Source organism: Phenylobacterium hankyongense (assembly GCF_003254505.1).
Taxonomy (GTDB): Bacteria; Pseudomonadota; Alphaproteobacteria; order Caulobacterales; family Caulobacteraceae; genus Phenylobacterium; species Phenylobacterium hankyongense.
Window position 1 is genome coordinate 3,105,619 of the sequence record NZ_QFYP01000001.1, and the last position, 14,511, is coordinate 3,120,129.

The 14,511-nt window shown below is 70.3% G+C and carries 13 protein-coding genes; 10 read left to right on the top strand and 3 right to left on the bottom strand.

Translation table 11 applies throughout. The annotated features are described in order from the left end of the window. Positions 1–97 precede the first annotated feature (97 nt). The 6 genes from glmU (at position 98) to DJ021_RS14920 (ending at position 7,716) form a co-directional block, all read left to right on the top strand. Positions 98–1,459, top strand: a complete 1,362-nt coding sequence (gene glmU / locus DJ021_RS14895; protein ID WP_111458294.1) for a bifunctional UDP-N-acetylglucosamine diphosphorylase/glucosamine-1-phosphate N-acetyltransferase GlmU — start codon at positions 98–100, stop codon at positions 1,457–1,459. Further along, a complete protein-coding gene (gene rpiA, locus DJ021_RS14900; RefSeq protein ID WP_279386492.1) occupies positions 1,456–2,142 on the top strand; it encodes a ribose-5-phosphate isomerase RpiA in 687 nt (228 codons plus the stop codon). The genes glmU and rpiA overlap by 4 nt, the downstream gene beginning before the upstream one ends. Before the next feature lie 13 nt (positions 2,143–2,155). Continuing rightward, entirely contained in the window at positions 2,156–3,538 is a 1,383-nt protein-coding gene (gor, locus tag DJ021_RS14905) for a glutathione-disulfide reductase (protein WP_111458296.1), read from the top strand. Continuing rightward, positions 3,535–4,749: an O-antigen ligase family protein gene (locus DJ021_RS14910; RefSeq protein ID WP_111458297.1), complete on the top strand. Its 1,215-nt coding sequence runs from the start codon at positions 3,535–3,537 to the stop codon at positions 4,747–4,749. The genes gor and DJ021_RS14910 overlap by 4 nt, the downstream gene beginning before the upstream one ends. Positions 4,750–4,810: 61 nt before the next feature. Continuing rightward, positions 4,811–6,193 carry a class II 3-deoxy-7-phosphoheptulonate synthase gene (locus DJ021_RS14915; protein ID WP_111458298.1) on the top strand — a complete coding sequence of 461 codons (1,383 nt, stop codon included), beginning with the start codon at positions 4,811–4,813 and terminating at the stop codon, positions 6,191–6,193. Positions 6,194–6,339: 146 nt separating this feature from the next. Then, positions 6,340–7,716, top strand: coding sequence for an MATE family efflux transporter (locus tag DJ021_RS14920; RefSeq protein WP_111458299.1), 1,377 nt, complete (start codon positions 6,340–6,342; stop codon positions 7,714–7,716). Between the two features lie 4 nt (positions 7,717–7,720). On the opposite strand, the gene DJ021_RS14925 is transcribed toward DJ021_RS14920, so the two are convergent. Both DJ021_RS14925 and DJ021_RS14930 read right to left on the bottom strand, forming a co-directional pair. Beyond that, complete coding sequence (locus DJ021_RS14925; RefSeq protein WP_111458300.1) at positions 7,721–8,623, bottom strand: cobalamin biosynthesis protein CbiG; 903 nt, start codon at positions 8,621–8,623, stop codon at positions 7,721–7,723. Positions 8,624–8,720: 97 nt separating this feature from the next. Then, positions 8,721–9,722 (bottom strand): NADP-dependent oxidoreductase, encoded by a 1,002-nt coding sequence (locus DJ021_RS14930; RefSeq protein ID WP_111458301.1) that lies wholly within the window; start codon positions 9,720–9,722, stop codon positions 8,721–8,723. A 114-nt stretch (positions 9,723–9,836) separates the two neighbouring features. Here DJ021_RS14930 and DJ021_RS14935 point away from each other — a divergent pair, with 114 nt between their 5' ends. The 4 genes from DJ021_RS14935 to DJ021_RS14950 all read left to right on the top strand — a co-directional run bounded on the left by DJ021_RS14935 (position 9,837) and on the right by DJ021_RS14950 (position 13,822). Continuing rightward, positions 9,837–10,769: a Gfo/Idh/MocA family protein gene (locus tag DJ021_RS14935; protein WP_111459128.1), complete on the top strand. Its 933-nt coding sequence runs from the start codon at positions 9,837–9,839 to the stop codon at positions 10,767–10,769. A gap of 32 nt (positions 10,770–10,801) precedes the next feature. Continuing rightward, complete coding sequence (locus DJ021_RS14940; protein ID WP_111458302.1) at positions 10,802–11,281, top strand: glutathione peroxidase; 480 nt, start codon at positions 10,802–10,804, stop codon at positions 11,279–11,281. Between the two features lie 112 nt (positions 11,282–11,393). After that, positions 11,394–13,133: a dihydroxy-acid dehydratase gene (gene ilvD, locus DJ021_RS14945; RefSeq protein WP_111458303.1), complete on the top strand. Its 1,740-nt coding sequence runs from the start codon at positions 11,394–11,396 to the stop codon at positions 13,131–13,133. Then, positions 13,133–13,822 carry an aspartate/glutamate racemase family protein gene (locus tag DJ021_RS14950; RefSeq protein ID WP_111458304.1) on the top strand — a complete coding sequence of 230 codons (690 nt, stop codon included), beginning with the start codon at positions 13,133–13,135 and terminating at the stop codon, positions 13,820–13,822. Before ilvD ends, DJ021_RS14950 begins: the two co-directional genes overlap by 1 nt. Here DJ021_RS14950 and DJ021_RS14955 read toward each other — a convergent pair. Beyond that, positions 13,819–14,508: an NnrU family protein gene (locus DJ021_RS14955; RefSeq protein ID WP_111458305.1), complete on the bottom strand. Its 690-nt coding sequence runs from the start codon at positions 14,506–14,508 to the stop codon at positions 13,819–13,821. The genes DJ021_RS14950 and DJ021_RS14955 overlap by 4 nt on opposite strands. Between the last annotated feature and the right edge of the window lie 3 nt (positions 14,509–14,511).

Sequence of the window (14,511 nt, forward strand, 5' to 3'; positions counted from 1 at the left end):
GGACGATGGGCGACGCTAGCCGCTTCTCGCCCCCGGCGACAAGGCTTGGTAAGGCTCGCGACGATCAGCCGATGACTCGCCACGGAGACGTGCACAGATGACCGCCCGCGCCGCCGTAATCCTCGCCGCCGGCCAGGGAACGCGGATGAAGTCGCCGATCCCCAAGGTGCTGCACAAGGTGGGCGGGCGCAGCCTGCTCGACCGGGTGATCGACACCGTCCAGGCGAGCGGCTGCGAACGCATCGTGGTGGTGGTGGGGACCCACAACCCGGCCGTCCGCGAGCTGGTCGAGACGCGGCTGGGCCCGCAGGCCGTGGCGGTGCAGGATCCGCCGCTGGGCACCGGCCACGCGGTGCTGGCCGCCAAGGACGCCCTGGCGGACTTCGACGGCGACGTCCTGGTCACCAACGGCGACTGCCCTCTGCTGCGCACCGACGATCTGGAGCCGCTGTTCGCCCTGCGCGCCGAGGGCGCGCCCCTGGCGATCATGGGTTTTGAGCCGGTCGACGGCCTGCTCTATGGCCGGTTGATCCGCGGCGCCGACGGCCACGTGATCCGCGTGGCCGAGCCGAAGGACGCCACCCGCGAAGAGCTGGCCGTGAAGGCCTGCAACGCCGGCATGTACGTGGCCGGCGCCGCCGACCTGTTCCGCTGGCTGGGCAAGGTCACCAACCAGAACGCCAAGGGCGAATACTACATCACCGACATCATCGGCCTGGCCACCGCCGAGAAGGCGGTGGTGCGGACCCACATCGCGCCGGAGAGTTCGGTGATGGGCTGCGACACCCCCATGCAGCTCTCGCAGGCGGAAGCCATCTTCCAGCAGCGGAGCCGCGCGCATTTCCTGGCCGAGGGCGTGGCCATGCTCGCCCCCGAGACCGTCCACTTCAGCTGGGACACCGAGATCGCGCCGGGGGTATCGATCGAGCAGTTCGTGGTCTTCGCGCCGGGCGTGAAGGTGGAGACCGGCGCGGTGATCCGCGCCTTCAGTCACCTCGAGGGCGCGGTGGTGCGCTCCGGCGCCCTAATTGGCCCCTATGCACGGCTGCGGCCGGGGGCGGACATCGGCGAGGATGCCCACATCGGCAACTTCGTCGAGGTGAAGAAGGTCGCGGTCGGCAAGGGCGCCAAGGCCAACCACCTCAGCTATCTGGGCGACGGCACGGTGGGAGCGGGCGCGAACCTCGGCGCCGGCACCATCTTCTGCAACTACGACGGCTTCGACAAATGGGAGACACATGTGGGTGAGGGCGCTTTCATCGGATCGAACACCGCGCTGGTCGCGCCGGTGACCGTGGGAGCGGGGGCCTACACCGGCTCCGGCTCGGTGATCACCCAGGATGTGGCGCCCGACGCCCTGGCGCTGGAACGCAATGCGCAGGCGGAGAAGCCGGGATGGGCGGCGCGGTTCCGGGAACGGAAGCTGGCCCAGCGCGCGGCCCGGAAGGCCAAGGCGTGAGCGACGCCGAAGCCCAGAAGCGCGCCGCGGGCGAAGCGGCCGCAGCCCTGGTGGAGAACGGCATGGTGGTCGGTCTGGGGACCGGCTCCACGGCCGTCTGGTTCGTCAAGTCGCTGGCCGCGCGCCGGCTGGACATCACCTGCGTCGCCACCTCGCAGCGGACGGCGGACCTCGGCGCGGAGCTCGGCCTGAAGATCGCCGAGCTGGGCCAGACCGCCGAGATCGACCTCACCGTGGACGGCGCCGACGAGGTCGGGCCGGGCCTGTCGCTGATCAAGGGCGGCGGCGGCGCGCTGTTGCGCGAGAAGCTGGTCTGGGAGGCTTCGCGCCGCTGCGTCGTCATAGCTGACGCCGACAAGCGCGTGCAAACGCTGGGGAAATTCCCCTTGCCGATCGAGGTCGTGGCGTTCGGGCACAAGACCACCATGCTGCGGATCTGCGACGCCCTGGGCGAATGCGACATCGGCGTTGCGCCGCGGCTGCGCCAGAAAGACGGCCAGCCGATGCGAACCGACGGGGGAAACCTCATCTATGACGCAGCTTGCGGTCGGATCGAGGAGCCGGCGGCGCTGGCGTTCGCCCTGAAGAGCGTCACCGGCGTCGTGGACCACGGCCTGTTCCTCGACCTGGCCGACCAGGCGCTGATCGGCACGCCCGACGGCGTGACGATCCTGGAACCTTGATAAGGAGCGCCCGGTGGCGAAATACGACTACGACCTCTTCGTGATCGGCGCGGGCTCGGGTGGCGTGCGCGCCGCGCGTCTGGCGGCGATGTCCGGCGCCCGGGTGGCGGTGGCCGAGGAGCACCGGGTCGGCGGCACCTGCGTGATCCGCGGCTGTGTGCCCAAGAAGTTCATGGTGTACGCTTCGGAATTCGCTCACCATTTCAAGATCGCCAAGGGCTACGGCTGGACCGTGGGCGAGAGCAGCTTCGACTGGCCCGCCTTCATCGCCGAGAAGGACAAGGAGATCTCCCGGCTTTCCGGAGTCTACGTCCGCAACCTGCAGAACGCCGGCGCTGAGCTGCTGCATGGCCGCTCGCGCCTGGTCGACGCCCACACGGTCGAGACGGCGGGCGCCGGGACGATCACGGCCGAAAAGATCCTGATCGCCACCGGCGGACGTCCCTGGATGCCGAAGCATCTTCCGGGCGTGGAGCACGCCATCACCTCCAACGAGGCCTTCCACCTGAAGGAGCTGCCGAAGCGGATCGTGATCGCCGGCGGCGGCTATATCGCCATCGAGTTCGCCGGGATCTTCAACGGCCTCGGCGTCGAGACCACGCTGGTGCACCGGGGCCCGAACGTGCTGCGCGGTTTCGACGACGACATCCGCGCCCACATCGCCGAGGAGATGGAGAAGCGTGGGATCACCGTGGTGCTGGGGACCCACCACACCGCCATCGAGAAGACCGCCACCGGCCTCGTCAGCCGCTTCAGCGACGGCCACCACCGCGAGAGCGACGTGGTGATGTTCGCCCTCGGCCGCGAACCCTATACCGAGGACCTCGGCCTGGAGGCGGCGGGCGTCAAGCTGACCGAGACCGGCGCTGTGGCGGTGGACGCCCATTCGCGCACCAACGTCGAGAACATCTGGGCCGTGGGCGACGTCACCGACCGCATCAACCTGACACCGGTGGCGATCCGCGAGGGCCAGGCCTTCGCGGAGACCGAGTTCTACGGCAAGCCCACCAGCTTCGACCACGAGATGGTCGCCCTGGCGGTGTTCTCGCAACCGCCGATCGGCTCGGTCGGCCTCTCCGAGGCCGAGGCCCGCCACAAGCACGGCAAGGTGGACATCTATCTCTCCCGCTTCCGGCCGATGAAATACGCCTTCATGGGCAACGACGAACGCTGCCTGGTGAAGCTGGTGGTGGACGGCGCCACCGAGCGGGTGCTGGGCTGCCACGTGGTCGGCCCGGACGCGCCGGAGATGATCCAGATGGCGGCCATCGCCATGAAGATGGGCGTCACCAAGAGCCAGTGGGATTCCACCTGCGCGGTGCATCCGACCCTGGCCGAAGAGCTGGTCACCCTGCGTGAGAAGCACGTGCCCCAGGGCCTCGGCGCCGTGGCATGACCGCGGCCGCGGCAGATGAGGTGAGGGCGGAGCGCGATATCGTGGGCGTCTGGTGCGGCTGCGTGCTGCTGGCCGCCGTCGTGCTGATCCCGGTCCTGGGATGGCTGGCGCCGCTCGGATTTGCGGGGCTGCTCGCGCTGATGGGGCTCTTGAGCCTGCCGGCGATCCGTATGACCGACGAGGACAGGCCGGTGCTGATCGTCCTGCTCGCCGCCCTGGTCTGGGCGGCGGTCTCGACCACGTGGAGCCCCTATCACCCGAAGAACGCCTCCACGAGCACGGTGCTGAAGCTCGCCTTCATGCTGCCGCTCGGCTGGAGCGCGGTGTGCGGCGCGCGGCGCGCCGACCCCCGGCTCCGCAACTGGGCGCTGCGTATCCTGACCTGGGGCCTTGGCGTGTTCGGCGCGGTGCTGCTGGTCGAGGGCTTCACCGGCGGCGAACTCTACCGGCGCCTGCACGTCGCCTTCTACGAGCCGATCCGGCCGGACCTGGCGCAGGCCAACGTGGCCCACGCGACCTTCGTGCTGGCGCTGCTCTGGCCGGCGGCCCTGCTGGGCGGACTGAGGACGCGATGGGAGGCCTGGCTGCTCGTGCCCATCGTGGCGGCCGGGACGCTGCTGGCCGCCCATGAGTTCAAGGGCGACGCCCCGGTGATCGCTGTGCCGCTCGCCGCGCTCGTCGCCCTGGCGGTCTGGCGGTGGCCGCGCGCCGCACCCAAGGCGCTGGCGGCGATGGCGGCCGTGCTCTTTCTGACCATGCCGGGGATCGTGTGGGCGGTGCGGGCCACCGGCGACTACGGTGTGATCGAGAGCGACATCCCGCTCTCCTGGTCGATGCGCATGGGTTACTGGAGCCACGCCATCGACTGGATCCGCGACCGGCCGCTGCGCGGCTGGGGCCTGGACGCCAGCCGCATGATGGGACCCGGCATCCAGCTGCATCCCCACAACGGCGAGCTTCAGGCCTGGCTGGAGCTGGGCGCGGTCGGCGCCGTCGCCGCGGCGGCCTTCTGGTGGCTGAGCCTCAGCCGGCTGTCGCGGCCGGCCAGCGATCGCACCGCCGCCGGCGTCGCCGCCTCGGCCACCATCTTCCTGCTGTTCGGCACCCTGAATTTCGGCATCTGGCAGGAGTGGTGGCTAGGGCTGGGCGGGCTGCTCGTGGTGATCGCCGCGATGCAGGCGCCGCGTCCGCCCGCTCGGACATCGACCTGAGCCCCTATATCGGAGTAGAAGGCCCGCTTTCGCCGCCCTGGCCTTGGCGGCGCGGAGTTTGATGATGGAACACTGGACGCCCGCTTCCTGGAGATCGAAGCCCGCCAAGCACCTGCCGACGGACTATGCCGATCAGGCGGCGCTGGCGAAGGTGGAGCAGACGTTGCGCGGCATGCCGCCGCTGGTGTTCGCCGGCGAGGCGCGCCGGCTGAAGAGCCTGCTGGGCGACGTGGCCGACGGCCGCGCCTTCCTGTTGCAGGGCGGCGACTGCGCCGAGAGCTTCAAGGAGTTCCACGCCGACAACATCCGCGACACCTTCCGCCTGATCCTGCAGATGGCGGTAGTGCTGACCTTCGCCGGCGGCAAGCCGGTCGTGAAGGTGGGCCGGATGGCCGGCCAGTTCGCCAAGCCGCGCTCGGCGCCGATCGAGACCCAGGGCGACGTGACCCTGCCGTCCTACCGCGGCGACATCATCAACGGCATGGAGTTCACCGCCGAGGCGAGGACGCCCGACCCGCAGCGGCTGCTGCAGGCCTACGGCCAGTCGGCGGCGACCCTCAACCTGCTGCGCGCCTTCGCCGGCGGCGGCTATGCCGACCTGCACAATATCCACCGGTGGAATCTCGGCTTCGTGGCCGGCAGCCCGCAGGGCGCGCGCTACGAGGAGCTGTCCGACAAGATCAGCGAATCCCTGGCCTTCATGGAGGCCATCGGGGTCACGCCGGAGAGCCACCCGAGCCTGCACCAGGTGGACTTCTTCACGAGCCACGAAGGCCTGCTGCTGGGCGTCGAAGAGGCGATGACCCGCGTCGATTCCACCTCCGGCGAATGGTACGACACCTCGGCCCACCTGCTGTGGATCGGCGAGCGGACCCGTGAGCTGGACGGCGCGCACGTGGAGTTCTTCCGCGGCATCCGCAATCCGATCGGCGTGAAGTGCGGTCCCTCGATGGAGGGCGACGACGTCCTGCGTCTGATGGACGCGCTCAACCCGAAGAACGAGTCCGGCCGCCTGACGCTCTACGGCCGCTTCGGCTACGACAAGATCGAGGATCGCCTGCCGCGGCTGCTCAGGGCCACCAAGGCCTCCGGCCGCAGCGTCGTCTGGGCGATCGACCCGATGCACGGCAACACGCTGACCGCCGCCAACGGCTACAAGACCCGGCCGTTCGACCGCATCCTCGCCGAGGTGAAGAGCTTCGTGGAGATCTGCAAGGCCGAGGGCGTGCATCCGGGCGGCGTGCATCTGGAGATGACCGGCCAGAACGTGACCGAATGCCTGGGCGGCGCGCGGGCGCTGGCGGAAGGCGACCTCGCCGACCGCTACCACACCCACTGCGACCCGCGGCTGAACGGGGAGCAGGCGCTGGAACTGGCCTTCCTGGTGGCCGAGAAGCTGAAGGAAGACCGCACGCCGGTCCGCCGGCAGGCCGCCTCGACCTGATCGTCGGAACAGGCGGGCCCGCCGGCTCGCCTGTGCCTCCGAAGCCACGGCGCGCGGATCAGCGTTAACGGACGCGAAGCTTCGCTTGCCAGTTTTGGGCGTGGGCGCCAATTTCCGCGTCCTCTTTGAAAACCCGAGCCCCCGCCATGGACCGCCCAGCGGCCCAGGCGTCCTCCCTTGCCGGGGAGCGCCGCCATCCCGTCCGCGTCGAACTGGCCCAGCTGCTGAAGCTGTCGGGCCCGGTGGTGATCGCGCGCCTGGGGATCATGGCCATGGGCCTGTCCGACGCCATCGTGGTCGGCCGCTATTCGGCGATCCAGCTTGGCTACCATGCCCTGGCCTGGGCCCCGACCAGCGTGGTGGTGACCATGGCCATCGGCCTGCTCATCGGCGTGCAGGTGATGACCGCCCGCGCCGTCGGCGAGGGCCGCCGCCACGAGACCGGCGCGGTGCTGCGGCGGGGGCTGTCCTACAGCCTGTGGATCGGGGTGCTGTCGGCGATCTTCATCGCGGTCGCCGGGCCGGCCTTCCTGCACGGCATCGGCCTCGAGAAGGACCTGGCGGACGGGGCGACCAAGGCGCTGCTGGTCTTCTCCCTGTCGCTGCCCGGGTACGCCGTCAGCGTGGCCGCCAGCTTCTGGTTGGAGGGCCTGGCGCGGCCGGGGCCCGGGGCGTGGGCCATGTGGATCGCCAATGCGGTGAACCTGGGCCTGGACCTGCTGCTGGTGCCCGGGACCTTCGGCCTGCCGGCGCTGGGCGCGGTGGGCGGCGCGTGGGCCACCACCGGCGCGCGGACCTTCCTGGCCGTCGCCATGCTGGTCTACATCGCCCGCATGCCCGAGGCGCGTGAGCTCGGCGTGTTCGACAAGCCGGAGCGCAACCGCGCGGCCGAAGCCGAGCAGCGGCGGATCGGCTTCGGGGCGGGCGCCTCAAACTTCTTCGAGGTGGCGTCCTTCTCCAGCATGAACATCATCGCGGGCTGGCTGGGCGGACTGGCCGTCGCCGCCTGGGCGATCGTGCTGAACGTCGCGGCCATCGTCTTCATGGCGCCGCTCGGCCTGTCGACCGGCGCTGCGGTGCGGGTCGGGACGGCCTATGGCGCGCGCGACCCGGCGGGCGTCAACCGCGCGGGCGGCGTGGCCTTTGCGGTGACGGCGGTGTTCGGCGTACTGGTCTCGCTGGCGATCTGGCCGAACGCCGAGCTGATCTCGCATGCCTACACCAGCAACCCCGCGACCATCGCCATGGCCGCGCCGGCCCTGGCGCTCGCCTGCCTGATGTTCCTGCCGGACTCCCTGCAGGTGGTGGCGGCCCAGGCGCTGAGGGCCCGCGGCGACGTCTGGCTGCCCACCGGCGCCCACCTGACGAGCTACATCCTGGTGATGATGCCGCTCGCCTACTGGCTGGCGATCCCCCGGCACATGCACATCATCGGCATTGTCTGGGCCGTGATTCTGGCGAGCTGCGTCTCCGGCGCGCTGCTGCTCGCCCGGTTCTGGATGCTCAGCCGGCGCGACCGCTAGGCGCTCAGGCCTCGGCGCCCAGGATCCAGCCTTCTTCGCGCTCGGCGTCGAGCACCACGTCGGGCGCCGCGGTCTTGCCGGGCCCGAACAGGGCGCCCAGCTTGTTGGCCTCGTCGAGGCGCGCGAAATGCTCGGCGGTGGAGCGCACCTGGGTCAGGTCCTTGACCTCGCCCGGCGCGCCCTGCGCCTTGATCAGCGAGGGGTAGACCTCGGCCAGCACCACGTCGACGCCGGCGAGGTCCGCCTCGGTCAGCGTCTTGAAGCCGGTTTCGAACGGCCAGGCCTTCACGCCGTCGCCGCGGGTCTGCTTCAGCCGGCGCACGGCGGGGATGCCGAGGATCGCCTGGCCGCCGACGGAGCCGTTGTAATAGAGCTTCCAGATCGACGCCGCGCCCTTGGCCGCGAGGTCTGCATGGCGGAACTCCGGCAGATCGTCGGGCCCGTGCGCGCGGGTGCGCTTGGGCTGCAGGGTGGTCAGGGCGTCCTTGGGCGGGCAGCCCCAGAACGGGAACGGCCCGCCGGTGATCCGCCGGTTGATCTCCGAGGCGACGCCGAACCGGTTGTTGGTGTTGTCGACCTTGTCCTTGACCATCTTGTCGACCTGGTCCCAGGCCGCGCGCCAAGGCTGCTCGCCCGGCAGCTTCAGGGCCTCGGCGAACCCGCGCGGGAAGCCCAGCGGGAAGTCGAAGCCGACCAGCGCCCGCTCGGAGCGCTTCTTCAGGTCGTCGAGGATCGCCGCCAGCCGCTTCTCCGCCTCACCGCGGGTGGGCGGGTTGAAGCTCTCGAACGCCATGCGGAATCGCACGTCACGCTTCAGCACGCCGATCCAGACGGAGTCAGCGCCGGTGGTCGGCTTGGAGGCGGCGCTCCAGTCGACGATGACATAGGCGCTGAAAAGGCGCGGCACGGGCGGCTCCTGGGGGCAGGGAAGTCGAGGGCTTGTAGCCCCTCAGTCGGGACGGGCCAATGGCGCGGGCGTTCACGATCCGCCCGCGCCGCTGCGCCTAGGCGAGCTTGACCAGCATCTTGCCGAGGTTCTCGCCTTTGAAGAGGCCCATGAAGGCGTCCGGGGCCTTCTCGAGGCCTTCGAACACCGTCTCCTTCCAGGTCACCTTGCCCTCTGCCACCCACTTGGAGAGGTCGGCGATGTACTGCGGCATCAGGTCGAAGTGATGGGAGACGATGAAGCCTTCCATGCGGATGTTCTTGCCGATGAGCAGGGCGAGGTTGCGCGGCCCCGGCTGCGGCTCGGTGGCGTTGTAGATCGAGATCATCCCGCAGATCGCGAACCGCGCGAACAGCCGCGCCCCATTCAGCGCCGCCTCCAGGTGCGGGCCGCCGACGTTGTCGAAATAGACGTCGACGCCGTCGGGCGCGGCGGCCAGCAGCGCCGCCGTCAGGTCCTTCTCGGCCTTGTAGTCGATGACGTGGTCGACCCCGATCTCCTTGAGGAAGGCGACCTTCTCCGCCCCGCCGGCCGAGCCGACCACCGTGTGGCCCTTGGCCTTGGCGATCTGGCAGACCATCGAGCCCACCGCTCCGGCGGCGCCGGAGACGAACACCACGTCGCCGTCCTTCAGGGCGGCGATCCGCAGCAGGCCGGCATAGGCGGTGAGGCCGGGCATGCCGGCGGCGCCCAGGAAGGCCTGGGGCGGCAGGCCGCGGGTGTCCAGCTTCTGCAGGCTGGAGGCCGGCGCCGTGAAGCCTTCGCGCCAGCCGAGGCCGGACTGCACCAGGTCGCCGGCCTTGAATTTCGGGTCGTTGGAGGCGGTCACCTCGCCCACCGCGCCGCCGTCCAGCGCCTTGCCCAGCTGGAAGGGCGGGCTGTAGCTCTTCACGTCGTTCATCCGGCCGCGCATGTAGGGGTCGACGGTCATCCACAGGTTGCGGACCTGCACCTCGCCGGGGCCCGGATCGGGCAGGTCGACGGTGGCCATCTCGAAGTTGTCGGCGGTCGGCAGGCCCACCGGGCGGCTCTTGAGGCGGATTTCGCGTGCGGTCGCCATGGTGCTGTTTCCTCTGTGACGGTTTGTCCCGTTCAAACGACTGTTTAGCTCCTCCGCATGGGTGGCGTCGAGGGCGGCAAGCTGGTACGCGCTCCGGCCAATCCGGAGCTTTTGATGGTTGAGTCTCTGCGCGGGGGCGTGATCGGCGCGGGCGTGTTCGGCGGCTATCATGCGCGCCAGTACGCCCGTCTGGACGGGGTGGTGCTGTCGGCGGTGCTGGACTCCCATCCCGACCGCGCCGCCAAGGTCGCCGTGCCGCTGGGCGGGCGCGCCTTCCACGACCTGGAGGACTTCCTGGACGCCGTGGACGTGGTGACCATCGCCTCGCCGGCGACCTTCCACGCCGAGCACGCGCTGGCGGTGCTGGCGGCCGGCAAGCCGGTCTATATCGAGAAGCCCATCGCCATCAGCGTCGCCGACGGCGAGAAGATCCGCGCCGCCGGTCGGGCCAACAACCTGGTCGTCGCCTGCGGCCATCAGGAGCGGGTGGTGTTCCGGGCCATGGGCCTGCTGGACGTGCCCGAGCAGCCGCTGCTGCTGGAGGCCCTGCGCCACGGCCCGCCGTCCGACCGCAGCCAGGACGTCTCCGCCATCCTCGACCTGATGGTCCATGACATCGACCTGGCGCTGTCGCTCTCCGCCGCCGAGCCGGTGACGGCGGAAGGCGAGGGGCGGCTGGGTTCCAGCGGCAGCTGGGACAAGGCCCGCGCCGAGGTCAGCTTCGACGACGGCTTCACCGCCCTGTTCGACGTCTCGCGCATGGCCCCGGAGCGCAAGCGCACCATGCGGGTGGTCTACCCCTCCGGCGAGGTGGAGATCGACTTCCTGACCCGTGCGTTCCGCAACACCACGCCGTTCGCGCTCAATCCCGAGTTCGCCGACACCCCGGCCGCCACCGACCCGCTGGGCGCCAGCGTCGAGGGCTTCCTGCAGGCGGTGCGGGGCCTGGCGCCGCGGCCGATCGTGACCGCCGAGGAGGCGATCCGCGCCCTCGATCTGGCGCTCGCTGTCGAACAGGCGCTGGAGGAACCCGTCGGCGCGCGCTAGCCTTCCCGCGCTTCAAGGATCGGGAGACGTCCATGACCTCCAGCGCGCACGAATATTCGTTCCAGACGATCGACGGCCAGCCGCTGCCGCTGACCAGCTTCCGCGACAAGGTGGTGCTGGTGGTCAACACCGCCTCGCAGTGCGGACTGACGCCGCAATACGACGGGCTGGAGCAGCTCTATTCCGACTACAAGGACCGTGGGCTGGTGGTGCTGGGCGTGCCCTGCAACCAGTTCGCCGGCCAGGAGCCGGGGACGGAAGCCGAGATCAAGGACTTCTGCGAGACCCGCTTCAACATCGACTTCCCGCTCACCGCCAAGGTCGACGTGAAGGGCGACGCCGCCCACCCGTTCTACAAGTGGGCCAAGGACCAGCTGGGCGAACCGGCCGAGCCGGTCTGGAACTTCCACAAAATCCTGATCGGCAAGAGCGGGGAGGCCTTGCAGGCGTTCGGTCCGCGGACCGATCCGCTCGACACCGAGGTCACCGACGCCATCGAGAAGGCGCTCTGAGGGCCGGAGTTGGCCGACGGCCGGCGAACCGCGCTGGGGGGAATGAGGGCCAAGCTCTTCCAATGGCAAGGTCCGCCGCCTAAGGAAGGCGCCTCGCAGTCGGAGTCGTAGGATGCATCGCAAACCGGACGGCTCCTGGGACAAGGCCAAGCTGCCCAGCCGGCACGTGACGGAGGGCCCGTCGCGGGCGCCGCACCGCTCGTACTATTACGCCATGGGCCTTGGCAGCCGGGAGATCGCCCAGCCCTTCGTCGGCGTCGCCTCCTGCTGGAACGAGGCCGCGCCCTGCAACACCGCCCTGATGCGCCAGGCCCACGCCGCCGCCGAGGGCGTGAAGCGGGCCGGCGGCACGCCGCGCGAGTTCTGCACCATCACCGTCACCGACGGCATCGCCATGGGCCACGAGGGCATGCGCTCCTCGCTGGTCAGCCGCGAGGTGATCGCCGACTCGGTCGAACTGACGATGCGCGGCCACTCCTATGACGCCTTGGTCGGCGTCGCCGGCTGCGACAAGTCCCTGCCCGGGATGATGATGGCCATGCTGCGCCTGAACGTGCCCAGCGCCTTCATCTACGGCGGCTCGATCCTGCCGGGCCGCTGGCACGGCCGCGACGTGACGGTGCAGGACGTGTTCGAGGGCGTCGGCAAATATTCGGCCGGCCAGATGAGCCTGGAGGACCTCTGCGACCTGGAGCAGCACGCCTGTCCGGGCGACGGCGCCTGCGGCGGCCAGTACACCGCCAACACCATGGCCTGCGTGTCGGAGGCGATCGGCCTGGCCCTGCCGCTGTCCTCGGCGCTGCCGGCTCCCTACCTCGACCGCGACCAGTACGCGGTCGCGACCGGCGAAGCGGTGATGGCGCTCCTGGAACGCAACATCCGCCCGCGCGACATCTGCACCCGCGAGGCGTTCGAGAACGCCGCCGTCGTGGTGGCCGCCACCGGCGGCTCGACCAACGGCGGCCTGCACCTGCCGGCCATGGCCCACGAGTGCGGCATCGAGTTCACCCTGCGCGACGTGGCCGAGATCATGAGGCGCACGCCCTACCTGGCCGACCTGATGCCGGGCGGGCGCTATCCGGCCAAGAAGATGGGCGAGGCAGGCGGCGTGCCGATGCTGCTGCGGACCCTGCTGGACGCCGGGCTGATCCACGGCGACTGCATGACCGTCACCGGCAAGACCATCGCCGAGAACCTGGAAGGCGTCCTCTGGGACGACCAGCAGGACGTCATCCGCCCGGTCTCCAGCCCGTTGTCGGCGACCGGCGGCGTGGTCGGCCTGTGGGGCTCGCTCGCCCCCGAGGGCGCCATCGTCAAGGTGGCCGGCCTCAAGCACACCAAGCATCGCGGCCCGGCCCGGGTGTTCGACGGCGAGGAGGCCTGCTTCGCCGCCGTCGAGGCGCGCGACTACGACGAAGGCGACGTCCTGGTCATCCGCTACGAGGGTCCGAAGGGCGGTCCCGGCATGCGCGAGATGCTGTCGACCACCGCGGCCATCTACGGTCAGGGCGTGGAGAACATCGCGCTGATCACCGACGGTCGGTTCTCGGGCGCGACCCGCGGCCTCTGCATCGGCCACGTGGGCCCGGAAGCCGCGGCCGGCGGCCCCATCGCGCTGGTGAAGGACGGCGACATCATCGCCATCGACGCCGACGAGGGCACGATCGAGCTGGAAGTCGATCCAATCGAGCTGGAGCACCGCGCCTACGAACTGGCCAAGGAGCCGGCGCGGGTGTCGAACTACGCCTCGGGCGCTCTGTGGAAGTTCGCCCAAGGGGTCGGGCCGGCCTATCTGGGCGCTGTCACCCATCCGGGCGCGGCCGCCGAGCGGCACGTCTACGCCGACATCTGATGAAGACCCTGGGCCTGATCGGCGGGATCAGCTCCGAGAGCACGACGGTCTACTACCAGCTGCTCAACCGGCTGGTCCGCGAGCGGCTGGGCGGCCTGCACTCCGCCCAGCTGATCCTCTGGTCGGTGGACTTCGCGCCGATCGCCGAGCTGCAGGCCAAGGGCGACTGGGAGGCTACCGGCGTCCAGCTGGCCGAGGCGGCCCGGCGCCTGGAAGCCGCCGGCGCCGAGGCGATCCTGATCTGCGCCAACACCATGCACATCAACGCCGACCAGGTTCAGGCGGCGGTGGGCGCGCCGTTGATCCACATCGCCGACGCCACGGCGGCGGCGCTGAAGGCGAGGGGCGTCAGCCGCCCGCTGCTGCTGGCCACGCGCTTCACCATGGAAAAGGCCTTCTACCGCGAGCGGCTCGAAGCGGCGGGGCTGGCGGTCAGCGTGCCCGACGCCGCCGACCGCGAGCGGCTGCACGCCATCATCTTCGACGAGCTCTGCCAGGGGGTGATCTCGCCTGCGTCCAAGGCCGAGGCGCTGGCGATGATCGCCCGCGGCAAGGCGGCCGGCGCCGACGGGGTGATCTTCGGCTGCACGGAGATAGGCCTGCTGCTCGATCCGGCGGAGCTCGGCCTGCCGGCGGTGGACACCGCCGTCGTCCACGCCGAGGCGGCGGTGGCGTTCGCGCTCGGCTAGAGCGCCTTCACGCCGAACAGGTAGGGGTGGGCCCAGGCGAGCGCCGCCCAGACCGCGACCGCCAGGAGGATCCGCCACCAGCCGATCTCGCGCAGGCTAAGCCGCTGCCGACCCTGCGCGATGGCCAGGAAGGGCGCGTTGGAGGTCTGGGCGGCGAAGGCGTCCCACTTGGCCCCCAGCGCCCGCTTGCGCTTGGCGTCGATGCTGGCCGTGCCGAACAGGGCCAGCACCAGCATGGAGCCGAACAGCACGAGGCTGGCGGCGTCGCCGTTCACCAGCAGGTGGCCGATGGCCCAGATCGCCACGCCCCACAGGAAGGGATGGCGGGTGATGCGCAGCATGCCGCGAACCACCTCCGGGCGGTCGAGGGCGCCTTCCTGCCGGACGCTGGTGGGGTTGGGGGTGGTCAGTCCCGGCACGATGAGCAGCATCGCCACGAGCTGCAGCGCCAGTTGCAGGCCGTGGGTGGCCGGCGTCATGCCCCAGAGCACGTCGTTGTCCGCCGAGCCGCGGGAACTGCCGAAGGCGAAGCCCAGCCACACCAGGCCCCCCACCGAGGCCAGGGCGAACAGCCCCATGTAAGGACCCTGGCCGATCCGCCCGGTCAGGGCGTCGCGCACCCGGGTGCCGGAGACGAGAAGATGGATGAGGACGAAGAAGGCCGCCGCGGCGATCAGGCTGGTCATGGA